A 23,163-nucleotide genomic window follows, 5' to 3' on the forward strand; every position below is an offset into this window, starting at 1 on the left:
ACCTCACTTTTAGTCTATGCAGGCGCGCGCCCTTTGCCAGTAACGGAATTTTTGGAAATTTGCAATTTGGGCTTGACTATCATTTTTTGTTGTGTTATAGTATTAAGGCGTTAAGAAATGCTGGTGTAGCTCAGTTGGTAGAGCAGCTGATTTGTAATCAGCAGGTCAGGGGTTCGAGTCCGTTCACCAGCTCCACGGCGGAGTTGGCAACGCCGTTCTCCGCATTTATATGGGTAGGTTCCCGAGTGGCCAAAGGGAGCAGACTGTAAATCTGCCGTCTACGACTTCGATGGTTCGAATCCATCCCTGCCCACCAAAGAAACGACAATTTTCTTCCGAAGATTGTCGTTTCTTTTTATTTTTGCACAAAAAGTAACCGGCAGGAAAGTTCCCTGCCGGTTTTTTTATGCCTGTTAAATCTGATACCACTTAATTTCGTTAGGCTCCAGGTGCAGGTCAAACCCGCTGCCGTCGCCCACATACACGGTGGTGTCTTGCGGCTCATAGGTGTTGTTGACCACGCAGTATTTGCCGTTCTTTACATAAGCGTGGACCTCCACATTGTAGTTGGTGGAGAACCACTTGTGCAGCTCCGCCTCCGCAGAAGCCGCCCACAGCACTGCACGGTACAGCACGCGGCTGTTCTTAAAGCTGTACGGCAGACCGCTGATATACACGCCGCGGCCTTTGCCGAATTCTTTGACCGCCATCTGCACCTCACAGCCGTTGCGCACCGCAAAAGGCAGCTCCGTTTCGTTCTGGAGCAGCACCCGAGCGCCCTCCAGAGCCACAATGTTCTTCTTACCCTCGCCAAAGTCCACATCGCCGTTGGTATCCGCCAAGATAAAGTGATCCGGGTGGGCGGTGGTGTTGTAGCGGTCCGTGTTCAGGGCAAAGCCGTTTTCCTCTTCCACGCCCAGAATATCGTCCAGCTGGAAGAACTTGCCCTGCCACTGGTGGGCTGCCGGCTCGCCCACGCCGATGAAGCCGCCGCCGTTATAGACAAAGGCCTTTACCCGGGTGACGATCTCCTCATCACACCAGTAGGCGCCGCCGGTCTGGGCGGTATCTGCGTCGCCCACATTCAGGATCACGTCAAACGGATCCAGGAAGTGAGGATCGCTCTTAATATCCTCAAAGCTGATAAACGCCACATCAAAGGGTGCGCCGCTGAGCGCCTCAATGACGCCGAAATAAGAATAATTCTGCCGATAATACAGACCGTGATGCACCATATGGTTGCCCCAGGCGCGCATTTTGCCCCAGCAGTTGAGCACGGCCACCTTCTTTACGCAATAGGGGGTCACGCCCTGAATATTGTCATACAGGGTGCGGAACTCGTCACACACGGACTCAATGTAATCCACAAAGTCCGGGAACTGGAGCGCCAGTTTTAAGTAGCCACCGTAGCCGATCCGCTGAATGGGACTGCGCAGAATGGCACGGCGAGCGGTGACCCAGTTGGTCTTGGCCTCCATAATGGGATCGCCCCCCTCGTGGAACACATCCGGGAAGAAATAGGGCAGAAAGCGACCCTCCGTGTACTTTACATTCTTAATATCGCTAAACAGCCGCAAGGTGGCGCCGTTGCCTACGCTGCCCACCACAGCATCCAGCCCGATGGTGGCGAATTCCTCCATAAACGGCTCCATGCCGATCCAGTGGTCGCCCATAAACATCATAGCCTCTTTGCCGTAGCTGTGCACAATGTCTACCATCTCTTTGGCCAGCTTAGCCACCTCCCGGCGCTGGAACGCCTGGAAGTCCTTAAATTCCTTCGTGGGAATCCGGTAGCTGTTGTTCATATAACCCTGGTCAATAATGAACTCCGGGCGGAACTTGTAGCCCACCTCCTGCTCAAACTGCTTTAAGATATAGGGGCTGACAGAGGCAGAATAGCCGAACCAATCCACCCATTTCTCCCGCGCCATCTCGTCAAATACCAAGGTAAACTGGTGGAAGAAGGTGGTAAAGCGAATCACATCCACATACGGGTGCTCGTCCAAAAACCGGCGCAGCCGCTCCATAGAGTGGGCATGGGTCTTGGGCTGGCGCACATCAAAGGTGATCTGCGGCTCCGCGTCTTTCCAGTCGTTGACCACCGCGTTATACATATTCACCGGGTCCCACATAATGTAGGTCAAAAAGCTGACGGTGTATTGGTGGAAGGGCACGGTGCGGATCACCACATTGCCGCTCTCCCCATCATAACGCCAGTCCTCTACCGGCACCGGCGCACCGGTGGTGCGGTCCATCACTTCCCACCAACGCTGAATATCATCATAGGTATTCACCTTCAGCATTGCCGGGTACAGGTGGTCCATCAGGTGGATCTCCAGCGTGTCCTTCACCGCCGTATGGAACGGGGTCATAATGTACATCTGCTGCACCTCGTCCGGGTTCGCCTTGGCCCAGGCGTTGTCCTTGCGGGTGGTGCAGTAGGTGGCGTAGATCTTGGCGCCGGTGTCTTTCAGCTCCTGGGGGAACTCTGTGCCGTCGCAGTCACGCAGGGCGTCTGCGCCCCAGCGCTCCATAATTTCTTTGGTCTGGGGCACCACATCCAGGTCGGTGGGGATGGTGACTCTGCCCTTTCTGTTTGCCATAGTTTGTTACCTCAATCTTCCTTGCTGTCCGCCGGAACGACGGTGTTGTTCACCAGTTTCATCTTGCCGTGGTTGCGTTTGCGCCTCAAGGGCACACCCGGCTCCATATAAAATGTGTTGCCCTCTACCAAACCGTCCGGGTTGCCGGAAGGCGACAGCACGCCCCCCAGATCCCGGTAGCTTACATTGTGGCGATAGGTGCTGTGCACCGCCTCGCCCAGGCAAAACATCATGGCTCCGCCCTCGTTGTAAGCGGAGTAATTGTATTCATACACGGTGCCGTCTCCGGAGTCTGCGTCATAGGCCATACCGTCCTGGTTCAGTTTGGTATCTGCCACATCGTTGTACCGCAGCAGGGCGTCCTTGCACTTCCAGGGCCAAATGGCCGCCGCCACCTTGCCCTGGCGCTTGCCCGGGTATTTGTAATAGCGGTCGTTCATCTCAACGGCACAGCTGTCCGCCGTGTTGTACTCCACCAGCGGGCGCAGGGCGTACATGGGTGTAATCGCGTCGCCCCCGGCAGCCACCACATAATTGCCCCGCAGGGTAATATTTTCGTGGCCGTATTTTAAGAAAGCTTCTTCTGCCAGTTCCTTAGCAGCAAAGTCCCGGTGCCGATAGCTGTAACCCACTGCAATACCCCAGCGGCTCACCTGCTGGACCATACAGTTCTCCACCGTTACACCGTCATACCGAGCCACGCCGGTCTTGGCCTCATCGGCCGGAGTCAGGGCGGTCATATAAATGCCGCCGTTATTCATGTGCTTGTTGTATACATTGCCCTTCACATCATGGACAAACAGTCCGGTGAGCGTAATGCTGTGCAGGGTGCCCCGATCCCGGGCTACCACCGCCACGCCGGTACGATCCATCTTGTCTGCAGCGCAGTAGCTTTCCATATCGGTAAAGGGCGCATCGTTGGTGATCTCCAGATCCCGCAGCACAATATTCTCCACATCATAGAGCAGTACGGCGGAGGACACTTCTCCCCGATATACATGGCCGTCAAAATCCAGCGGTGTACCGTAATCCTGGTACCATACACCGGTACCGTTTGCCGCAATACAAGGCAGGGCATCGCCCGTACCGTAAGCGCCGATCTCTATGGGCGCACCGGCAATATCGCCGCAGTTTTTCAGGTGCATGGCCTCTCCGGCAAACACGCTGCCCCGCTCTAAAAGCACCTTGTCACCGGGCTGCAAAGAGAGGGCGCTGGCCTGCGCCGGGTGCAAGAACGGCGTCTGCGGGGTCAGGCCGTCAAAATCGGCACTGCCGTGAAGAGAACTAACGTAATAAGTCTTGGACGGCACGGTCATACTCCTCCTCTCGCATTTTCTTATGAACCACCTGCTTCACTTCACGGAAACGGAATTTGTCCCCCATATAGCGCGTAAACAGGTCCTTGTTGGCCCTGTAATAGGCTTTTTCTTCCCGGGCGGTAATCGGCGCATAATCGTAACGCACCTGCTTGCGCTCCCCGGCGAATGCCAGCCGAAAGCGGGTGCATTCATATTGCAGATACGCCGGTAGCGGATAGGCGGTCAAGCCGTACACCACTTCCCCGGCAGCCAGCTTTTCCCCACGGCGGGCATTCTCCCGACGGCAGCGTTCTTCTGCCGCCTCCAGACTGTCGTCGTCAATCAGTCCCAGCTGTTTTGCAAAAGTCAGGTTGGCGCAAATGCGCCGCAGCTCCTGCGGATCCTTTGCATACTTGTTCATCTTTTTACCCCATTGAATAGGCCGGCGCAAGCGCCCCGGCGCGATTTTTGTGATCCCCTATATCATACCGATTTTGGCTCTATATTGCAAGGGAATTTTCAGATTATCCCCCCAATTTTCGCCTTGGTCTTGCCCGGGGGGTGAAATTTTGCTATACTGGGGAGAGAAACAAAATGAGGTGGGCGTATGAAACAGGGCAAATTCATTGTATTTGAGGGACTGGACGGCAGCGGCAAGACCACCCAATTGGAGCGGCTGGGTGCTCGACTGACGGAAAAGCTGGGCACAAACGCCGTTTACTGTACCCGGGAGCCGGGCGACAGCGCCCCGGGGATACTGTGTCAACAGTTCAGCCAAAAAAAGCTGGCCTTGGCGCCGGAGACGGTAGCGCTGCTGTATGCCGCCGACCGGGTGGAGCATATTGCAAAGGACCTGCTGCCTCGATTGGAAGCCGGCCAAACGGTGCTGTGCGATCGGTACTATTTTTCCAATTTCGCCTACCAGACCCTCACCTCTGATTTAGAGGATCTGCTGCGATACAACGCCTTTGCCCGGCGCACCCTGCGCCCGGACGCCGTAGTGTTTGTCGATGTGGACCCGGAGGAATGTGCCCGCCGGAGAGCGCACCGGGGCGGCGCCGCGGAATTCTATGAAAAAACAGAACTGGCTCGCCAAATTCGCACCGGGTATCGGCAGGTGTTTGACCGATTAAAAACGGAAGAGCACATTCTCATCGTGGACGGCAGCGGCGGGCCGGATCAGGTAGAGGCCCGCATTTGGTCCGCCTTGCAGGAGTATTTTGAATCCGGCGTTGACGAAGAGATTACACAGCCATAAATACAGGGCAGGCGCAAGCCCCGACCCTACGAAAACCCACACAAAAAAGAGCACCCACATGGGTGCTCTTTCCTTTTTGCGTTTATTTATTCTTCCCCCACCGGGCGATTACATCTTGCAGCTTGTCGTACTGCTTGGTGGTGATATTGTCCGGTTTCGCCACCAAAATGCGCTTCATGGTATCGCGCCGATCTACGGTCCAAACAGAGAGTTTGTACCCGTTCTTATGCAGGAAGTTGCTCAGCCGACCGCCCACATGCTTATAATTACAGTTCAGCCCGATGGCGCCGCTCTCTTCCAGTATTTTCAGCAGGCGCTGCTGGTAATCCGCAGAAAAAATCTGGAACCGGGAGGGAATATAATTGAGATAATAGGGCAGGTCACGGCAGGTGGAAGCTTTTACGGCGTTCATATTCCACACCTCCAGCCCGGTGAGAAACACCCGATCGTACAGGTTGTACTCCACCAACAGATCATGGAGCGCACCCAGCACTTTGGTCTCCTTAATATCCAAATTCAAGCGAATGGCAGTCGGCTCCAGCAGAGCAAAGGCGTCTGCCAGGGGCACGCCGTCGCTGTTTTTGACCACCAAGTCGTGGGCCATCACCAAAATACCGTTCGGCCGCTGGCGCACATCAATCTCCATCGCCTCTACCTGATGGTCAATCGCCGCCTGCACAGCCTCCAGGCTGTTTTGGTTTGTATGAAATGCGCCGGTATGGGCCGTAATGGTAAATCCATCCACAAAAGTCAACTTCCTTTCGTCATACGAGCGAGTGATGGCATAATTAGCCACCCCGATCACCATAGCCACAGACACCAGGAAGCTGAACACCTGGTACGAAAAATGCTTGGCCCAGGTGGGGGTCATATTCCGTTTTAAGAACCTCTTAAACCGCACCCAGCGGCTTTGCGGCTGTGCCATAGACTCACCTCAAAAGCGGACAAATGCCGAGAAACGGCTGGATCTCGGCATTTGAAACATCATTTTCCTAAAATCAATCCTGGCGGCTGCCGGAGTAGTTGGGCGCCTCCTTGGTGATATACACATCGTGGGGGTGGCTCTCCACCAAACCTGCACCGGTGATCTTAATAAACTTGGCATTGGTGCGCAGCTCCGCAATGCTGTGGCAGCCCACATAGCCCATACCGGAGCGCAAACCGCCCATCATCTGGAACACGGTATCGCCTACCGGGCCCTTGTAAGGTACACGACCCTCTACGCCCTCCGGCACGAACTTCTTGGTGCCGTTTTGGAAGTAACGGTCGGCAGAACCCTTGTTCATGGCGCCCAAAGAGCCCATACCGCGGTACACCTTAAACTGACGACCCTGGTAAATCTCCGTCTCACCGGGAGACTCCTCACAGCCGGCCACCAAAGAGCCGACCATCACCACGGAACCGCCGGCCGCAATGGCCTTTACGATTTCGCCGCTATACTTAATACCACCGTCTGCAATGATCGGGATACCGTACTTGTCGGCCATCTCTGCCGCGTCATAAATCGCTGTGATCTGGGGCACACCGATACCGGCAACCACACGGGTGGTGCAGATAGAGCCGGGGCCGATACCCACCTTTACCGCATCTGCACCGGCCTTGATCAAAGCCTCGGTGCCCTCTGCGGTGGCCACATTACCGGCAATCAGAGAGATCTGCGGGAACGCATTTTTCACCTGCTCCACTGCCTTCAAAATATTGGCGGAATGACCGTGGGCAGAGTCCAAAATCAGGGCGTCTACCTGGGCGTTGACCAGCGCGCCGGCACGATCCATAATATCCTTGGTTACACCGATAGCGGCAGCGCACAACAGGCGACCCTTCTCGTCGCGGGCGGTGTTGGGGTACTTAACGCTCTTTTCAATATCCTTAATGGTCACCAAACCGGTGAGCTTGCCGTTCTTGTCTACCAGAGGCAGCTTCTCCACCTTGGAGCGCATCAGAATTTTCTTGGCCTCCTCCAGGGTGGTGCCGGCCATCGCGGTGACCAGCTTATCCTTGGGGGTCATCACAGTGGAGATGGGCACGGAGAAGTCCGTCATAAACCGCATATCCCGGTTGGTAAGGATACCCACCAGCGTGCCGTCCGCCTCGCAGATGGGCACACCGCTGATCTTGTATTTACGCATCAGATCCTCTGCGTCCTGGGCCAAGTGCCGGGGAGAGAGGAAAAACGGATTGGTAATGACGCCGTTCTCCGAGCGCTTTACCTTATCGACCTCAGTGGCCTGATCCTCAATGGTCATATTCTTGTGAATCACGCCGATACCGCCCTCACGGGCAATGGCGATGGCCATATTGGACTCGGTGACCGTGTCCATGGCAGAGGTCATCAAGGGGATATTCAGGGTAATATCCTTGGTCAACTTGGTGGACAAATCCACTTCGTTGGGCAACACATCGGACTCTGCCGGGATCAGCAGAACATCGTCAAAGGTCAGCCCTTCTTTTACAAACTTTGCGCCGTATTCGCTCATTACATTACCTCCGTTATCAATAAATTCCTATTCCGTGAAGAATATTTTTACTATAATAGCACTTTTTGCGCCGCCCTGCAAGTAGAAAATCCGACGCAAAAGGTGGTATTCATTTGGTAGAAATGCTCTTTTTGCCGGACCAGGCGCCCCGATAGGTCACCGTTTTGCCGTCTGCGCTCTTGCGGGTCTTAACCGCCCGCACCTGCACATAATATTTTTTATGACGGGAGAGCTTACTTAATTTCTTCTGCACCGTCTTGCCGGAGCTGATCTTCACCGTCTTGGCCTTTTTCATATCCGATCGGGTGGAATAGCGCACCTCATAACCGGAAGCGGTCACCTTCTTCCACTTCACCGTGACCGTACCCTTGCCGGCTGTCAGCTTAGGCGCCGCCGGAGTAAGCGGGGTGGTGCAGGTCACATAATTGCTGCCATCCGCACCGGCAATGCCGCCCTTGTAAGCCGTAACCCGGAAAGTGTAAGTGGTAGCCGGGGACAAACCGCCGATTTTGGCGCTGTTGCCGCTGACGGTCTTAACGGTGACCCACTTGCCGTTTTTCTTTTGCTGCAAGCGGTAGGTGCTCGCCCCCACAGCCTTTTGCCAGCTGAAGGTCAGCGCCTTTGGCTCCCGCTTGGTGATCTTGATCTGCTGTACCTTAGCCGGTCGAATGGTGTAGGTGCGCCCGGTGCTGTCGCCGCCGGTGCCCCGCAGGGTCACGGTGTACGTACCCGGATTGGTAGCGGTGCCGCCGCGGACGGTGTAGCCGCTAAAGGGCTGCCCGGCGTAGGTAGCCGTCAACTTGGGCCCCTGTGCCTTGCCGTTGTAAGTAAATTGGGTTTGGCTCAGGCGCACCACCACATTGCCCATATTGGGCAGCAGCGGCTCATAGCTGCGGGCGGCCACCCGGTCCACATAGTTGCGGGTCAAGTCCGCGTCTGCATACACGCCGTCGTCCAGCCGGTGCTCGTGGTAGTCGCTGTCCATCGCCTGCAAATCCGTGTAATTCTTTAGGAAGAAGTTGTAGACGATATTGCCTTCATGGTAGGTATCGTCCCAAGTGCAGTCCACATAATAGTATTTGCCACCCACCTGTACCAAGTTCCAGGCGTGGCAGCCCTCGTGCGGATCCGAGTACACAAAGCGCACCGACAATCCCAGCTCCCGACACAGCCGGTAGTACGCCAGCGCATACCCCTGGCACACACAACGACCCACATACAGGCACCCATAGGCAGAGAAATCATAGTCGTCGTAGCGGCTGTCCATCTCCATATCATAGACCGTAGCACGGCACACATCGTCGTGCACCTTCTTCGCCAGGTCATAATCGCTCATTTTGTTTCGGTCCACCCGGCGCACATACTTCTGCACATACCGATCCACCCACTGCTCCTCGGCGGCGGTGGTGTAATAACCCAAGCCGTAATAAATCACCCGGTAGTAATAGACCCCGTTTTTGCTGCCGTCCGCATACAGCACACCGCTAACGCTGCCCAGCTGCCAGCGCAGATAGTCCCCATCCCGAGCAGAAACGGAGTTCCGCTGGGCGGTGGCGTCATTAAGCAGACCCAAAAACAGCTCCTCACGCGCTTGTGTGGCGCTGTTGCTCCTGCCGGTCAACCCCCGCCGATCGGTGGCCAAGCGCAGCACCACCTGGTCGCTGCGCTTTACCATCTGGTCCCGCAGTTGGCGGCTCAGATCGGTTTGACTGCCGTAGTAGGTGTTGCCGTTGACCTTGTAATTCTTCTCTAATTTATCCCGGAATTGCAGCTCCATCTTGGCGCTGCTGCCCAGGCGAAAACCGTAAGTGCTGTGAAACGCCGCCTTTTCAGGTTGGGCGGCAAAGCACTCTGCCGGCAGCGCGCCCAGCGTGCCCGTCAGCAGAGCCAGCGCCAGCAAAAAGCTGGTGAGGGCAGAAAATCTCTTTTTCGCCTTTCTTCTCTTCTCCATTTCTTTCTCCTTTTATCGGGCGCAGCGGGCGATCTGCTGGGCGGTCTGTTCCACCGTGTTGTTGTCGCACTTAATCACTGCATCTGCATACCGGCGGTACAGGGGCAGCCGCTCCTTGTACATATCCTGCAAGGTGTAGCCCGCTTGCAGTACCACGCCTCGACTGTCCAAATTCTGAATACGGCGGCACATGGTCTCATACTCCAGATGCAGATAAATCACCTTGCCCATGCGGCGCAGGTGCTCCATGGCCGCCGGGGAATACACCACGGAGCCGCCGGTGGCGATCACCGTACCGGCAATATCCAGGGACAAAACGGCCTCCTCCTCTGCCCGAGCAAAGTAGTCCAGCCCTTTTTCGTCAATGATCTGTTGCAGGCGCTGACCCTCCCGATTTTGGATCAGCAGGTCCGTGTCAAAAAAATTCTTCAGCAGCAGCTTGGCTGCCACCACCCCGCAGGTGGATTTGCCGCTGCCGGGCATACCGATCAATATGATATTGCCGCTGTTTGCTTGCATTTTCTCGTCCTCAATTCTTCACTTTTTGGCAGCCACACCTACACGGCGGCAAGTACCGTCTGCCAGGGGACACCTCTCGCACTTAGGGCTGCGGGCCGGGCAAATATCCCGCCCAAACAGCACAATGCGGTGGCAAAAATCCGACCCCATATCCGGGGGAATGATCTTCTTTAAGGCAAATTCGATCTGCTTGGGATCTTTCGTTGCCACCAGCCCCAGCCGATTGGCAATGCGGATCATGTGGGTGTCTACCACCACGCTCTCCTTGCCGTACACATCACCCACGATCAGGTTGGCGGTTTTGCGTCCCACCCCGGGCAGGGTCAGCAGATCCTCAATGGTGTCCGGCACCCGACCATCGTAGTCGTCTCGTACTTTGCGTGCCATTTCTATAATATTCTCCGCCTTGGTCTTGTAAAACCCGCAGGAGTAAATCAGTCGCTCTATATCCGCCACATCGGCGTTGCAGTAGTCCTCTAATGTGGGGTACTTGGCAAACAGCGCCGGGGTCACCTGGTTCACCCGGGCGTCCGTACACTGGGCAGACAGACGCACCGCCACCAGCAGTTCAAAGGCGTTGCCGGAGAACAGAGAGCATCTGGCGTCCGGGTACAGTTGCTCCAAGGCAGCCGCCACCCGCAAAAATCGTTCTTTCTTGGTCATATTTACAGTTTCCTCTTCTTCACCCGCTCCCAGTAGGCATGGGCGGCCTGCTCGGTCTTGTTGTCGCCAAAATGATAATACTGCGTGCCCTTAAGCACATCCGGCAGGTACTGCTGCTCCACCCAGTGATTTTCATATTCATGGGGGTATTTGTAAAACTGCCCTTTCACCTTGGCGTCTGCACCGTCGTAGTGCTTGTTTTGCAGTCGGCGGGGAATGGGCGAATAATTGCCCCGCTGCACATCCGCCATAGCCGCGTTAATGGCGTCATGGGCGGTATTGCTCTTGGGACTGGTGGCCACCAACACCACCGCGTCCGCCAGGGGCAGCCGTGCCTCCGGCAGACCCAGCATTTGGGCCGCGTCCACCGCCGCCTTAACAATGGGAATGATCTGGGGATACGCCAGCCCCACATCCTCACAGGCACAGACCATCAGCCGCCGACAGGCGGAGGGCAGGTCCCCCGCCTCCAGCAGCCGCGCCAAATAATGGAGCGCAGCGTCCGGGTCCGATCCCCGCATAGATTTTTGGTAGGCAGAAATAATATCGTAATGCTCGTCGCCCAGCCGATCATAGCGGGCACCGCTTTTTTGGGTCAACTGATCCACCAGTTCTGGGGTAATCCGCTTTTTACCGTCCGTCACCTGGGCAGCAAAGTAGCAGTTTTCCACCGCGCCCAGGGACTTGCGCACATCACCGCCGCCCCGCTCTGCCAGGGTGCGGGCCACGCCGTCCGCCAACTCTGCCGGGGTGCCGTTCTCCTCCTCCAGCAAACGGAATCCCCGCTCCACCGCGGGCACCACATCTGCCGGGGTGACGGATTTGAACTCAAACACCGTGCACCGGCTGAGCACTGCCGGATAAATATAAAAATACGGGTTCTCCGTGGTGCTGGCGATCAGGGTGATCTTGCCGTTTTCTATGTATTCCAGCAGGGACTGCTGCTGGCGTTTGTTAAAATACTGGATCTCGTCCAAATACAGCAAAATGCCGTTAGGCGCGGACAGGGTGTCCAGCTCTGCCACCAGTGCCCGAATATCCGCCGTAGAGGCGTTGGTGCCGTTAAGCCGCCGCAAGGCGCGATCCGTGCGCTTGGCAATAATGGACGCCACCGTGGTCTTGCCCACCCCCGGCGGGCCGTAAAAAATCAAATTGGGAATATCGCCGCTCTCGATCAGCTGCCGCAGAGCCTTGCCGGGTCCCAGCAAGTGCTGCTGGCCCACCACCTGCTCCAGGCTTTCCGGGCGGATACGGTCTGCCAGGGGATTGGTCATACCGGTTTCTCCTTCTCTTGCTTAGAATACACACAGCCGCAGAAGTTTTGGCGATACAGGCCGTACTCCCGAGACAGCGCAATGGAGCGCTTGTACCGCTCCTGCTTCTTAAAATCCGAGGGCAACCAGGCCACCCCGTACTGCTCCCCTACGCTCTGCCCAATGGCATTGATCTTTTGGGCGTCCTTTAAGGGGCTGATGCTCAGGGTGGTGCAAAAATAGTCAAAGTCCATTTCCTTGGCCAGCGCCGCCGTCTTTTCCAGTCGTTGGCGATAGCAGCGCATACAGCGGGCGCCCCCCTCCGGGCAGTCCTCATACCCCTTGGCAACAGCCGCAAAGGCCGCCGGTTCGTAGTCCCCGGCGATCAGCTGCACCGGGTGCACTGCCGGCTGGTGCGCGATCAGCCGCCGCTGCTCCGCCAAGCGCTTTTGGAACTCTCCCTCCGGGGCAATATTCGGATTATAATAAAAGACCGTGATCTGAAAATACTGCGACAGCCACTCCAGCGTGGCGCTGGAACAGGGGGCGCAGCAGCTGTGCAGCAGCAGGGTGGGTACTCGCCCTGCCGCCGTTTGCTGCCGGATCACGGCCATACACATACGATCGTAATTGATTTTGTTCATGTTATTTGCTCAAATAGTAAGTGGGGTTCACCCGGGTGCCATTCAGCCGAATTTCAAAATGGCTGTGGGGCCCGGTGGAATTGCCGGTAGAACCGCTCTTGGCGATCTGCTGACCCTTCTTCACCGTTTGGCCGGTGCCCACTAAAATAGACGAATTGTGGGCGTACAGGGTCACCACGCTGCGGCCGTGGCTGTCTGTGCCGTGATAGATCATCACATAGTAGCCGTAGCTGTAATCCAGCCGCTTGACGGTAATCACCACCCCGGACTGGGCGGCCACCACCTTGGAGCCTACGCCGCAAGGAAAGTCCAGCCCACCGTGGTACTTGCCGCTGGAGTAATTGGGGAACCCGGCGCTGACAGTATAGTGCCCGGGCACCGGATAAGTCATATTCAGCGCCGCGTCCGAGTGGCTGTAAACCCCTTGGGCCTTGCCCCCGGCGGTGTTGTTCTTAGAGGTGGTGTGCTCCTTGTCCTTTTTGGACAGGGTGGTCACCTCGTCTGCGTTCTTCAAACCGCTGATCAGGGCGTCGATCTCGCTTTCCACCTGCTGCTGCAGCTTTTCGTCCTCGTTACGGTACTCGGTGTACATTCGGTTCTGCGCTGTCAGCTGCGCCAAGAGTGCGTCGCTCTCCGCCCGGTCCTGGGCCAGGATCACCTTGCTGGCGGCAATACCCTCCTGGTCCCGCTCAATGGCGGCCTGCTTAGCTTTTAAGGTTTTGTTTTTTTCGTCCAGGTCTTTTTTGACCTTTTGGTACTGCGCTTTTTGCTGGTTCAGGCCGTTTTGCTTGGAACAGATCTCCTCCATCTTGCCATTGACCTCTTGCAGCAGCTCCGTGTCGCTCTTGGACACGGCCTTGATCATCTCGTACCGGGTAAGGAAGCCGGAAATATCCTTGCACCCCAGCAGTGCGGAGATAATGCTGTACTCACCGCTTATGTACATCACCCGCAGCCGGTAGCAATAGGCCTGATAGGTGGCCTCAAACCGGTCGTTGAGCTTGTTCAGTTCCTTTTGGCCGGCGTCCACTTCCTTTTGCAGGGCGTCCAGCTGCTTTTTGTTGGCGGCGATTTGGGGCTTTAGCGTGTCAATGGCCTTTTGGCTCTCGTCCACCTGGGCTTGCAGCACCGTCAGTCGGTCGTTCATGGCGCCGATTTTTTGATCTAAAGTGTCCACATAATCCTGGGTCACCTTGGAGCTTTTGCCCAGCTCCGCCAGCTTCTTTTCGCTTTCTTCTATGCTTTTTTGCAGCTCTTTTTGCTGCTGCTCCAGGCTCTTTTTGGCCTGATCCTTTTTGGCGTTTTCCGCCGCCTTGTCCGTGGTGGTCTCCGCCGCCGTGGTACTCTCCGCGGTCTCCGCACCCCAGGCGCTACCCCCGGGCAGGGCGCACAATAGGGCGCACGCCAGCACCAACGCCAGGAGCTTTTGACTGTATTTTTTCATATTCTGTTCCATCTCCTTGACGCATTAGGGCAAATAAATTTCCGGGTTCACGCAGTCGTTATACGACGCGGTGGGGGTGCGCACTTCAAAGTGGCAGTGCGGGCCGGTGGAGTTACCGGTGGAGCCGCTGTAAGCAATCAGCTGGCCACGGTGCACATGTGTGCCGGCAGATACCACCCGCCGACTGTTGTGGGCGTACAGGGTATACACCGAATTGCCGACACTGTCCGTCTTGTCGTGGGCGATCACAATGTAGCGCCCATAGCTGCGGTAGCTGCCGTCGCTGTTCGTCAGATCGGCCGACACGATTACCGTGCCGCTTTCTGCCGCCACAACGCGGGAGCCGCTGGCGCATGCAAAATCGCAGCCGGAGTGGCCGGCGTAGCCATGGAACGCAGTGGTAATGCGGGTTTGGCTGGGCACCGGATAGGTTAGGCGCAGCCGCTTGCTCTCCGTGGTGGTGTGCTTCTTTGTGGTGGAAGCCGTCGTGCCTGCGTTCTCGCCGTGCTTTGTCGTGGTATGCTTCTTTGTTGTGGTCGTTGTTGTGGTTGTGGTGGTTGTATATTTCTTTGCCGCTTCTTCAATTTGGCGGTCGATCTCATCCAGATCGTTTTGGGTCACATCCCGGTACTCGGTATAGGCCTTGGTCTTATCCGTCAACTGCTTGAGCAGCCGGTTGGCCTCTGTCTGCTGGTCGGTAAGCACCTGTCGCCGGGTGGTCAAATCTTTCTGATCCGCCTGCAAGGTGGTCACCGTCTGTTCCAACTCCGTTTGGCTGGCGGCCAATGCCGTCTTTTTGGTTTGCAGGTCTTTTTGCCGGGTGGTCAAATCCGTTTTGGCCTGTTCCAGCCGGGTGCCCTCTGTCTGTACGGACCGGAGCAGCGCCGTGTCCTGCTTGGCAACCCTTGCCACCATCTCGTAGCGGGTGAGCAGCTGGCCGATGTCTGTGCTGCCCAGCAGGAACGCCAGCACATTGGTCTCGCCGCTGATATACATGGCCCGCAGCCGCTGGCAGTAGCGCTGATAGTTCTGCTGAAACTGGGCGTCCAGCACAGTGATCTGCTGCTTGGTGTCTGTAATCTGCTGCTGCAGCGCCGCCTGATCCTGCCGATTTTTCTTCTGCTGCTTTTGCAGCACGGTAATGCGGTTCTCCGCCGTGTCCACCTTTTGCTCCGTCAGCTTTAACTGGCTGCGCAGGTAGCCGATCTTCTGATCCAGGGCGTCCAGGTATGCCTGGGTGTCCTTGCTTTGCTTGCCCAGGGTCTCCAAGGTTTTTTCCGTTTGGCGCAGCTTCATTTCCAGGTAGGATTGCTGTTCCTCCGGCGTCATTTGGCTGTTGAGCCCGGTGTCCGCCGCCGGCACAGCCGCCGGGGTGGAGAACACAGCCGGTAAAAACAGACAGAAAGCCAGCAAAACAGCCAAAACTTGTTTTCCATGTCTTTGCCGCTTCACTGGCTTCACTTCCTTTGTGGTCTATTCTTGTTGTATGGTACGGCGGCAGCCCACGGTGGGGCGCCGTCGCCGTTTCTATTTACAGATAACTCAGCGGGTTCACTTGGGAGCCGTTGACGCGCACTTCAAAGTGGCAGTGGGGGCCGGTAGAGTTGCCGGTGGAGCCGCTCTTGGCCACCACCTGACCGGCACTGACCTTCTCGCCCACGCTCACCAAAATTTGGCTGTTATGGGCATACAGGGTGGACAGGCCGTCCCCGTGGTCAATGATCAAATACCGACCGTAGCTGTAATTCAGGTACTTAACCAAAATCACCGTGCCGCTGGCGGCTGCATACACATTGGAGCCGGTGGATACCGGGAAGTCAATACCCCCGTGGTAACGACCGCTGGAGTAGTTGGGATACCCGGCAGAAATGGAGCGACTGTCCGTAGGATAGCGCAACCGACCGTTGCCGGAGCCGTGAGAACCGCTGATGCTGCCGGAGCCGTGAGAACCGGCGGCGGCAATGGCGGCTCTGATATCATTTTGCACCTGCTGCAACTGCTTTTGATCCGTCTCAATGGCTTCCTGGTACTCGGAGCTCTGCTTGGAGAGCTTGCGCATTTGGGCATTGCACTCTGCGGCCTCGCTGTCCAGATCCGCCTTGGTGGAAGAAATATCGTTAATATTCTTCTGAAGAGCGGCTTTGTCCGACTCCAGGCTCTTTTTGTCCGCATTCAGCTGGTTGCGTTTTTCCTCCAGCTTCTGCTTTTGCGCCTCGATCTCCTCCATCTTCTTCATCAGGCTGTCCAAGGTGGCACTGTCCTGCTGGGAGACGGACTTGATCATCTCCGACCGGGTCAAAAGACTGGACAGGTCAGAGCAGGTGAGCAGCACTTCCAGAGTGGAGGCACTGCCGCTGATATACATAGCCCGCAGCCGCTGACAATACTCAGCGTATGTAGCGTCAAATTCCTTTTGCTTTTGGTCAATTTGACGCTGGGTCTCCTCAATATCCGCAGCGGTTTTTTCAATCTTCGCCTGGGTGGCGTCAATCTCCGATTGCAGGGCGTTCTTGTCGCTCTCCAAATTGGAGATCTTGTCCTGCAACAGGCTTATTTTTTCCTGCAGGGTGTTGATATATTCCTGCGTATCTTTCTTTTGCTTGGACAAGCTGTTCAGCTTGCTTTGGGTGCTGTTGATTCGGGACTGAATTTTGCTTTTTTCGCTCTCCAGCTCCGAGCGGGACTTAGCCTCTGCCACAAAGGCGGAACTTACCCCGGCGGTCAGCACCAACACAAGACTGCAAAGCAGGCAAAACAGCCGCCGCAACCAAATTTTGGATTTAGACTGCACTAATCTCACTACCTTCCTTATTCAGGTACTTGCGCATGGTGATCATGGAGCCGCCCACACCGCTAATAATACCGATGGCAACAAAGATGCCCAGCATTTGCAGCGCATAGGGGGCAAAGGGCAGCGCAGACAGGGACAGGCTTCTCAGCAGGTCGCCGAACTGGCGCACCGCCAGCTCGTACAGCCCCCATACCAGCCCCAGCGACACAGCGCCGGACACGATACCAAGGATCATACCCTCTACCACGAAGGGCAGGCGCACAAAGCTGTTGGTGGCGCCCACGCTCTTCATAATGCTGATCTCCAACCGGCGGGAATACACCGTCAACTTAATGGTGTTGGAGATAATGAACAGAGAGATGGCAAACAGCACGCCGATGATCACAACGGAGATCACCGTAATGCCCTGCCGAATGGACACCAGCTTTTGCGCCAGGTCCTTGTTCTCTCGAATGGTGTCTACATTTTTCAGCCCTTTTAGTCCTTTGACCGTTTGATCAAACTTGCCAAGATCGGCTACCGTCACCTTGTAGGCATTGGGCAGCGGAATATCCGAACTGATCTGGGTAAAGAACTTGGCCTGGGCGTCCTCCATGGTTTCCAGCTGCTGTGCCCACGCCTTTTCCTTGGGCACATACTCCAGCTCCTTCACATTGCCCAGGGCCTTAATTTCCTGACCCATGGTGTCAATGGCGGCCTGGTTCGCGTCATCCTTAATATAGACCATGATCACGTTCTCCTCCTCAATGCGGGAGAGCAGAGAGTCCATATTCAAAAATATCATAGATGCAGAGCCGATGAGCACCAAACAACTCATCAATACGCAAATGGACGCGATGGACATCATCCGATTGGTCCAGGTGTTGCGAAAGCCCTCTTTAATTAAATATCTTAAACTTGCGCCGGTCATTCTGCCGCACCTCCGTTCTCATCCTCCGGGGTGGCCGCTGCCTGCGCCGGGGTCTCGTCCGCCAGGGACTCTAAGTTGTCAAACACATCCTCGTCCGTCCGGGCATCTGCCGTCTTGGACAGGTCAATGGAAGTGCCCTCTTCGTAAAAGAACATATCCGTTTCTTTGCGGGGCTCGCTGCTCTCAAACCGGGCATGGGTGGGATCCGGGGTGTCGGAGACCACTTCGCCGTTCTTGATCACGATTACCCGCCGCTGGAAAGAGCGCACCAGATCGTGTTCATGGGTCACCATGATCACGGTGGTGCCGGCGTTGTTAATCTTGGTAAGCAGCTCCACGATCTCGTGGCTCATCTCCGGGTCCACATTGCCGGTAGGCTCGTCCGCGATGATGACCTTGGGATTGTTCACCAACGCGCGCGCCAGGGACACACGCTGCTGCTCGCCGCCGGACAGCTCATTGGGCATGGAGCGCGCCTTTTGGCTCAGCCCCACCAGTTGAAGGATATAAGGCACCCGCTTGCGAATGTCCTTCTCCTTAGCGCCGATCACCCGCATGGCAAAGGCCACATTGTCATACACCGTCATCTTGGGGATCAGGCGGAAGTCCTGGAACACAATACCCATGGTGCGGCGGTAATAGGGCACCTGCCGCTTCTTCAAAGTGGCGGAGGAATACTCGTTAAAGATCACCTCGCCCTCCGTGGGCTTTTCCTCGTGCATAATGAGCTTCAAAAAGGTGGACTTGCCGGCGCCGGAGGAGCCTACCACAAACACGAACTCGCCATCCTCAATCTTAATATTCACATGATTGAGGGCGTGGGTGTCCGTAGAGTCGTACACCTTAGATACATTTCTGAATTCAATCACAATTTTTACCTCTTTTAACTTGGCGCCGCAGGCTAAGGGTAACACTACGGCACTATATAGTTAATTATAATATATAGCAAATCAAGGGATAAATCAACCCCTTACTTGTTATTATTTTGTAAAAGATGTGACAGAATTGTTAAAATTTAGGCGAAACAGGCCGGGCAAATTTGCTTGCTACGGTGCGATGTGAGCATCGCACCCTACAAGAATTTTGTAACCGGAGTGAAATGTGCCTTCGGCCAATCCCCCCTGCGGCTACGCCGCTCCGCCTAACGGGCGCCCGTCCCCTCTGTCGCTGCGCGACATCTCCCCGCACTGCGGGGAGTCACCCTTTGCAAGGGGGGCTTAGATTTTGCAACCGCATTGGCTCCCTTGTAAAGGGAGCTGTCAGCGCAGCTGACTGAGGGATTATTCGGCTATATTCGCCGCAATCTTTATACTTTTGTACGGGCCGATGTGGGCATCGGCCCGTTTTTATCCCCTCGATCGCACCGGCGTACCGGCGCCGACCTGCGGGATTAAGCGGGCGGATACTATCCGCCCCTACGGTCAACCGGTTACAATAACGCTCCCGTAGGGGCGGCAATCTGCCACCCGCCATGCTACTAAATTGCACCGCAATTTTTCCGCTTTTGTCCAAACAAAAAAGCGGCACCAAAAGGTGCCGCAAATGCCGTTAATATTTTATGGGACTGGAATCCAGATACTTATTGACCATCAGCGCCACTTTGAACACAATGGCGTCGTCAAACTCCCGCAAATCCAAGCCGGTGAGCTTTTTGATTTTCTCCAGTCGGTACACCAATGTATTTCGGTGGACAAACAGCTTTCTGGAAGTCTCAGACACATTCAGGTTGTTCTCAAAGAACTTTTGAATGGTAAAGAGGGTTTCCTGATCCAGACTGTCAATGGAGCCCCGCTTGAACACCTCTTTCAGGAACATGTCGCACAAGGTGGTAGGCAGCTGGTAGATCAGCCGGGCAATACCCAAATTCTCGTAGCTGATAATGGACTTCTCCGTGTCAAACACCTTGCCCACTTCCAGCGCAACCTGAGCCTCCTTAAAAGAATGGGCCAGGTCCTTAATGCCGGTAACCCGCGTGCCGATACCCACAACGGCGTTGCAGTAGAACTCGGTGGAAAGGGTGTCGCAAATGGAGCGCGCCAGCTTTTCCAAATCCTTGCTGTCCACATTGGGGCGCACTTCCTTCACCAAGGCAATGTCCTTCTCGTTAATGTCAATAACCAGATCCTTGGTCTTGTCCGGGAAAAAGTTTTGAATCACATCATAGACGGACACATCCGTATCCTGCGTCACCCGAATGAGAAAGACCACGCGAGAAGCGTCATTATTGAAATGCAGCTCGCGGGATTTGATATAAATATCGCCGGGCAGAATATTGTCCAGGATCACGTTCTTTACAAAATTGGAACGATCAAATTTCTCGTCGTTATTCTGCTTGATTTGGTCCAGCGACACGGCGATAATGTCCGCATAATGCTTGCTCATATCGTCCGTACCGTCCACAAATACCGCATAATCCGGGTGCACGGAGTTGCCAAAGGCCTTATATGTGCAGTTATCCACACAGATTTGTGCCCCGCTGAACACGCCGGCAGAGATAATGCCCTTGCGTGCCTCGCCGATCTGGCCCAGCTCACTGCAAGCGATCACGGTACCGCTCTCATCCACCACACCGATGGTACGGTCCAGCACCTCACGCATTTGGTTTATAATGCCTTGAAACAGTCTGTTGGGCATCAGGATCCAACCCCTTTGTCAATTCTTTATCAAATAAAAGGGATAAAATTGCACAAATTCAATCACCCTTTATTGGTCATATTATACAATGCCTTTAATCAAATTGCAACCTTTCGACAAAAATTTTTATTATTTTTTGTGCGACTTGCATAAACGGCCGACTTTTTCATACCAAAACCACAATATGTTGTTGCCGCGCAGTTCTTAACACCTATTGTACGGTGTCTTTTGCCAACAGCGCCACCTCCGCCGGGGTCAATGCACGACAGTCCCCCGGCGCCAGCGTTGGATCCAGTTCCAACGCGCCCATGGCGGTGCGGTGCAGGGCAGTGACGGTGCAGCCCACCCGGGCAAACATGCGCTTGACCTGATGATAAATACCCTGCCGCAGCACCACCTGCGCCCGGGGCGGATGGGCAGATAAAATCGTCAGCTGCGCCGGCTGCAGTACCTTGCCGTCCATCTCCATCCCCCCGGCAAAGGCCGCGGCAGCCGTAGGGGGCACCGGTTTGTCCAGGGTGGCGATATAGGTCTTTGGAATATGGCTGCGGGGGCTGAGAATGCGGTGGGCAAAGGCGCCGTCGTCTGTCAGCAACACAAAGCCGGTGGTGTCCTTATCCAGCCGCCCGGCGGGGAACAGCCCTTTGCGCCTCAGTGCCGAAGGCACCAAATCCAGTACCGTCGGCTCTCCCTTGCCGTCCGTGGCAGAGAGTACCCCTGTGGGTTTGTTGAGCATCAAATACACAAAAGCCCGGCAGGCAATGGGTTCGCCTGCCAGGCAAATCTCTTGGGTGTCCGGGTCTGCCTGCTGCCCGGCGCGAGCCACCACGCCGTCCACAGTCACCTGCCCTTTTTGCAGCAGCGTTTTGACCCGGCTGCGGGGCTCGTTCAACTCTCGGGCCAGTATTTTTTCGATCCGTTCGCTCATTTGCGTTTTTCCAATCCCAGCATAAAGCCGTCCTTGGCAGAGGTGTTGCACAGATCTGCACCGATCACTCTGCCATTACTGACCAACAGATCCGCCACGATGCCTTGGTCGTAGCCGGTGTAGTTGGTGATCTCGTATGTATATAGCTGTACCTGCTTGCCCTTATAAGGGGTCAGGTCGTAGCCCTGCTGCTGTTGCAGGGCGTTGTACTCGGTATAGACCGCGTCCCAGTTGCGCGGCACGGTAATGGTCTTTTGGTTGCTGTCGCCTACTTGCCAACCCATATCGGTCAGCAGCCGGGCACCTGCCTGCACATCCGCACAGGTCAGTCCCGCAGACTCTGCCGCAGAGGGTGCCGCGTCTCCGGTCTTGACATGATTGGCCAGGAAGGTGAGCAGCACCACCAGCACCCCGGCGGCTACTAAAATCAGGCCGAACACCGTCTTAGGGTTCAGCTTTACCGTCATCACTTTCATACTCTACCACCTCATAACAAAGTATGCGGCGGCAGGGCAAATTAGGACTGTTCTGTTAAATAAAATAGGGGCGCAGTTCTTCCAGCAGCGCCGGGTCGGCCAGCACTTGCAGGCGGGTACCTGCCGGGGTGTAATCCTCTGCCAGCACCTTACCCTCCCGGTGGAGCCGATCCGTCAGATCGCCCCGATCAAAAGGAATACAAAGTGCCGCTCTCGCCCACTGCCCGGGCAGCAACCGGTCAATCTCTGCCAGCAACTGTGGCAGACCTTCGCCGGTGCGGGCGCTGATTCGCACGCTGGTGCCCAGCAGTGGAAAGCGCTCTTCCTCCGGCACCCGGTCGCATTTGTTCAGCACATGAAGCAGAGGCTTGCCCCCGCAGCCCAAGCTGTCCAGCACCTGGGCAGTCACCTGCATTTGGCTGTTGCAGGCCGGGTCGGAAGCGTCGCACACATCCAGAATGACATCTGCCCAGGCTGCCTCTGCCAAAGTGGAGCGAAAGGCATCCACCAACTCATGGGGCAGCCGCTGCACCAGTCCCACCGTATCCACCAGCATCACTTGACGGCCGGAGGGCAGCACCAGCCGCCGGGCGGTGGGGTCCAAGGTGGCAAACAGTTGATCCGCTACCAGCACGCCCGCGTCCGTTAACGCATTCATCAAAGTGGACTTACCCGCATTGGTATAGCCCACCAGCGCTACCGTCAGCGCCCGGTTCTTTTGGCGGCGCAGATGCATCCGCTCCCGCCGCTCCTGCACGGTCTTTAACTCCCGCTGCAAGGCAGTAATCCGGCGGCGAATATGGCGCCGGTCGCTTTCCAACTTGCTTTCGCCGGGGCCGCGGGTGCCGATACCGCCGCCCAATCGAGACAAAGAATTGCCCTGCCCGCCCAACCGGGGCAGCCGGTATTGCAGCTGGGCCAGCTCCACTTGCAGCTTGCCCTCGCTACTCCGCGCCCGGGCGGCAAAAATATCCAAAATCAATGCGGTACGGTCGATGACAGCCGTGCCCAGTGCCCGCTCCAAATTACGGGCCTGCACCGGGGTCAGGCTGCCGTCCGCCACCGTTAAATCCACTTCGTTCTGCCGGCAAAATTCCGCCAGGCTTTCCACCAGCCCGCTGCCGATGTAGGTAGCGCCCTCCGGCGCCGGGCGCTTTTGCACCGTGTGACCCACTACCAGGCCGCCGGCGGTATCCGTCAGCCGCTCCAGCTCTGCCATAGAAGCCTCTGCGTCATAATCGCCGCAGTCCAGACCGATAAGCAGCACCCGCTCCGGGGCGGCTGCGTCTGTTTTTGTCCACTGGTACGCCACGG

18 protein-coding genes, 2 tRNA genes and 2 pseudogenes are annotated in these 23,163 nt (G+C 56.1%); 3 read left to right on the forward strand and 19 right to left on the reverse strand.

Annotated elements, in window-relative coordinates:
• Positions 1-119: 119 nt before the first annotated feature.
• Together OGM59_08390 and OGM59_08395 are read left to right on the forward strand one after the other, a co-directional pair.
• Positions 120-195, forward strand: a tRNA-Thr gene (locus OGM59_08390).
• Between the two features lie 36 nt (positions 196-231).
• A tRNA-Tyr gene (locus OGM59_08395) sits at positions 232-316 on the forward strand.
• Positions 317-413: 97 nt separating this feature from the next.
• On the opposite strand, the gene gnpA is transcribed toward OGM59_08395, so the two are convergent.
• The 3 genes from gnpA to OGM59_08410 are packed head-to-tail and all read right to left on the reverse strand — an operon-like array spanning position 414 to position 4,322.
• Complete coding sequence (gene gnpA, locus OGM59_08400; protein UYI90716.1) at positions 414-2,603, reverse strand: 1,3-beta-galactosyl-N-acetylhexosamine phosphorylase; 2,190 nt, start codon at positions 2,601-2,603, stop codon at positions 414-416.
• A gap of 11 nt (positions 2,604-2,614) precedes the next feature.
• Positions 2,615-3,919, reverse strand: coding sequence for a polyhydroxyalkanoate depolymerase (locus tag OGM59_08405; protein ID UYI90717.1), 1,305 nt, complete (start codon positions 3,917-3,919; stop codon positions 2,615-2,617).
• A complete protein-coding gene (locus OGM59_08410; protein ID UYI90718.1) occupies positions 3,888-4,322 on the reverse strand; it encodes a hypothetical protein in 435 nt (144 codons plus the stop codon). The genes OGM59_08405 and OGM59_08410 overlap by 32 nt, the downstream gene beginning before the upstream one ends.
• 186 nt (positions 4,323-4,508) lie before the next feature.
• Here OGM59_08410 and tmk point away from each other — a divergent pair, with 186 nt between their 5' ends.
• Positions 4,509-5,159, forward strand: a complete 651-nt coding sequence (gene tmk / locus OGM59_08415; GenBank protein ID UYI90719.1) for a dTMP kinase — start codon at positions 4,509-4,511, stop codon at positions 5,157-5,159.
• Between the two features lie 82 nt (positions 5,160-5,241).
• On the opposite strand, the gene OGM59_08420 is transcribed toward tmk, so the two are convergent.
• From OGM59_08420 to hflX, 16 genes and pseudogenes are all read right to left on the reverse strand, one after another.
• Positions 5,242-6,084: a glycerophosphodiester phosphodiesterase gene (locus OGM59_08420; GenBank protein UYI90720.1), complete on the reverse strand. Its 843-nt coding sequence runs from the start codon at positions 6,082-6,084 to the stop codon at positions 5,242-5,244.
• Between the two features lie 73 nt (positions 6,085-6,157).
• Entirely contained in the window at positions 6,158-7,636 is a 1,479-nt protein-coding gene (gene guaB, locus OGM59_08425) for an IMP dehydrogenase (protein ID UYI90721.1), read from the reverse strand.
• A gap of 109 nt (positions 7,637-7,745) precedes the next feature.
• A complete protein-coding gene (locus OGM59_08430) occupies positions 7,746-9,587 on the reverse strand; it encodes a fibronectin type III domain-containing protein (protein UYI90722.1) in 1,842 nt (613 codons plus the stop codon).
• Between the two features lie 12 nt (positions 9,588-9,599).
• Positions 9,600-10,106 (reverse strand): shikimate kinase, encoded by a 507-nt coding sequence (locus tag OGM59_08435; protein ID UYI90723.1) that lies wholly within the window; start codon positions 10,104-10,106, stop codon positions 9,600-9,602.
• Positions 10,107-10,124: 18 nt separating this feature from the next.
• Positions 10,125-10,769, reverse strand: coding sequence for an endonuclease III (nth, locus tag OGM59_08440; protein ID UYI90724.1), 645 nt, complete (start codon positions 10,767-10,769; stop codon positions 10,125-10,127).
• Between the two features lie 2 nt (positions 10,770-10,771).
• Positions 10,772-12,043 carry a replication-associated recombination protein A gene (locus OGM59_08445; protein ID UYI90725.1) on the reverse strand — a complete coding sequence of 424 codons (1,272 nt, stop codon included), beginning with the start codon at positions 12,041-12,043 and terminating at the stop codon, positions 10,772-10,774.
• Positions 12,040-12,666: an epoxyqueuosine reductase QueH gene (locus tag OGM59_08450; protein ID UYI90726.1), complete on the reverse strand. Its 627-nt coding sequence runs from the start codon at positions 12,664-12,666 to the stop codon at positions 12,040-12,042. The genes OGM59_08445 and OGM59_08450 overlap by 4 nt, the downstream gene beginning before the upstream one ends.
• Before the next feature lies 1 nt (position 12,667).
• Entirely contained in the window at positions 12,668-14,110 is a 1,443-nt protein-coding gene (locus OGM59_08455) for a peptidoglycan DD-metalloendopeptidase family protein (GenBank protein UYI90727.1), read from the reverse strand.
• Positions 14,111-14,194: 84 nt separating this feature from the next.
• Positions 14,195-15,025 (reverse strand): annotated as a pseudogene (locus OGM59_08460) (peptidoglycan DD-metalloendopeptidase family protein).
• Between the two features lie 616 nt (positions 15,026-15,641).
• Positions 15,642-16,901, reverse strand: coding sequence for a peptidoglycan DD-metalloendopeptidase family protein (locus OGM59_08465; GenBank protein ID UYI90728.1), 1,260 nt, complete (start codon positions 16,899-16,901; stop codon positions 15,642-15,644).
• Positions 16,891-17,811, reverse strand: coding sequence for a permease-like cell division protein FtsX (gene ftsX / locus OGM59_08470; GenBank protein UYI90729.1), 921 nt, complete (start codon positions 17,809-17,811; stop codon positions 16,891-16,893). The genes OGM59_08465 and ftsX overlap by 11 nt, the downstream gene beginning before the upstream one ends.
• A gap of 212 nt (positions 17,812-18,023) precedes the next feature.
• Positions 18,024-18,680 (reverse strand): annotated as a pseudogene (ftsE, locus tag OGM59_08475) (cell division ATP-binding protein FtsE).
• Positions 18,681-19,359: 679 nt separating this feature from the next.
• Positions 19,360-20,445 carry a helix-turn-helix domain-containing protein gene (locus OGM59_08480; protein ID UYI90730.1) on the reverse strand — a complete coding sequence of 362 codons (1,086 nt, stop codon included), beginning with the start codon at positions 20,443-20,445 and terminating at the stop codon, positions 19,360-19,362.
• 211 nt (positions 20,446-20,656) lie between these two features.
• Entirely contained in the window at positions 20,657-21,373 is a 717-nt protein-coding gene (locus OGM59_08485; protein ID UYI90731.1) for an rRNA pseudouridine synthase, read from the reverse strand.
• Positions 21,370-21,849 (reverse strand): DUF4830 domain-containing protein, encoded by a 480-nt coding sequence (locus OGM59_08490; protein ID UYI90732.1) that lies wholly within the window; start codon positions 21,847-21,849, stop codon positions 21,370-21,372. The genes OGM59_08485 and OGM59_08490 overlap by 4 nt, the downstream gene beginning before the upstream one ends.
• 55 nt (positions 21,850-21,904) lie before the next feature.
• Complete coding sequence (hflX, locus tag OGM59_08495; GenBank protein ID UYI90733.1) at positions 21,905-23,161, reverse strand: GTPase HflX; 1,257 nt, start codon at positions 23,159-23,161, stop codon at positions 21,905-21,907.
• Positions 23,162-23,163: the final 2 nt, after the last annotated feature.

This window comes from Oscillospiraceae bacterium (assembly GCA_025757685.1).
In the GTDB taxonomy this organism is placed as follows: Bacteria; Bacillota; Clostridia; order Oscillospirales; family Acutalibacteraceae; genus CAG-217.

Excerpts from the sequence above, each read along its gene's own strand:
- gnpA (UYI90716.1), bottom strand. The coding sequence starts at position 2,603 with ATGGCAAACAGAAAGGGCAGAGTCACCATCCCCACCGACCTGGATGTG.
- OGM59_08405 (UYI90717.1), bottom strand. The coding sequence starts at position 3,919 with ATGACCGTGCCGTCCAAGACTTATTACGTTAGTTCTCTTCACGGCAGT.
- OGM59_08410 (UYI90718.1), bottom strand. The coding sequence starts at position 4,322 with ATGAACAAGTATGCAAAGGATCCGCAGGAGCTGCGGCGCATTTGCGCC.
- tmk (UYI90719.1), top strand. The coding sequence starts at position 4,509 with ATGAAACAGGGCAAATTCATTGTATTTGAGGGACTGGACGGCAGCGGC.
- OGM59_08420 (UYI90720.1), bottom strand. The coding sequence starts at position 6,084 with ATGGCACAGCCGCAAAGCCGCTGGGTGCGGTTTAAGAGGTTCTTAAAA.
- guaB (UYI90721.1), bottom strand. The coding sequence starts at position 7,636 with ATGAGCGAATACGGCGCAAAGTTTGTAAAAGAAGGGCTGACCTTTGAC.
- OGM59_08430 (UYI90722.1), bottom strand. The coding sequence starts at position 9,587 with ATGGAGAAGAGAAGAAAGGCGAAAAAGAGATTTTCTGCCCTCACCAGC.
- OGM59_08435 (UYI90723.1), bottom strand. The coding sequence starts at position 10,106 with ATGCAAGCAAACAGCGGCAATATCATATTGATCGGTATGCCCGGCAGC.
- nth (UYI90724.1), bottom strand. The coding sequence starts at position 10,769 with ATGACCAAGAAAGAACGATTTTTGCGGGTGGCGGCTGCCTTGGAGCAA.
- OGM59_08445 (UYI90725.1), bottom strand. The coding sequence starts at position 12,043 with ATGACCAATCCCCTGGCAGACCGTATCCGCCCGGAAAGCCTGGAGCAG.
- OGM59_08450 (UYI90726.1), bottom strand. The coding sequence starts at position 12,666 with ATGAACAAAATCAATTACGATCGTATGTGTATGGCCGTGATCCGGCAG.
- OGM59_08455 (UYI90727.1), bottom strand. The coding sequence starts at position 14,110 with ATGAAAAAATACAGTCAAAAGCTCCTGGCGTTGGTGCTGGCGTGCGCC.
- ftsX (UYI90729.1), bottom strand. The coding sequence starts at position 17,811 with ATGACCGGCGCAAGTTTAAGATATTTAATTAAAGAGGGCTTTCGCAAC.
- OGM59_08480 (UYI90730.1), bottom strand. The coding sequence starts at position 20,445 with ATGCCCAACAGACTGTTTCAAGGCATTATAAACCAAATGCGTGAGGTG.
- OGM59_08485 (UYI90731.1), bottom strand. The coding sequence starts at position 21,373 with ATGAGCGAACGGATCGAAAAAATACTGGCCCGAGAGTTGAACGAGCCC.
- OGM59_08490 (UYI90732.1), bottom strand. The coding sequence starts at position 21,849 with ATGAAAGTGATGACGGTAAAGCTGAACCCTAAGACGGTGTTCGGCCTG.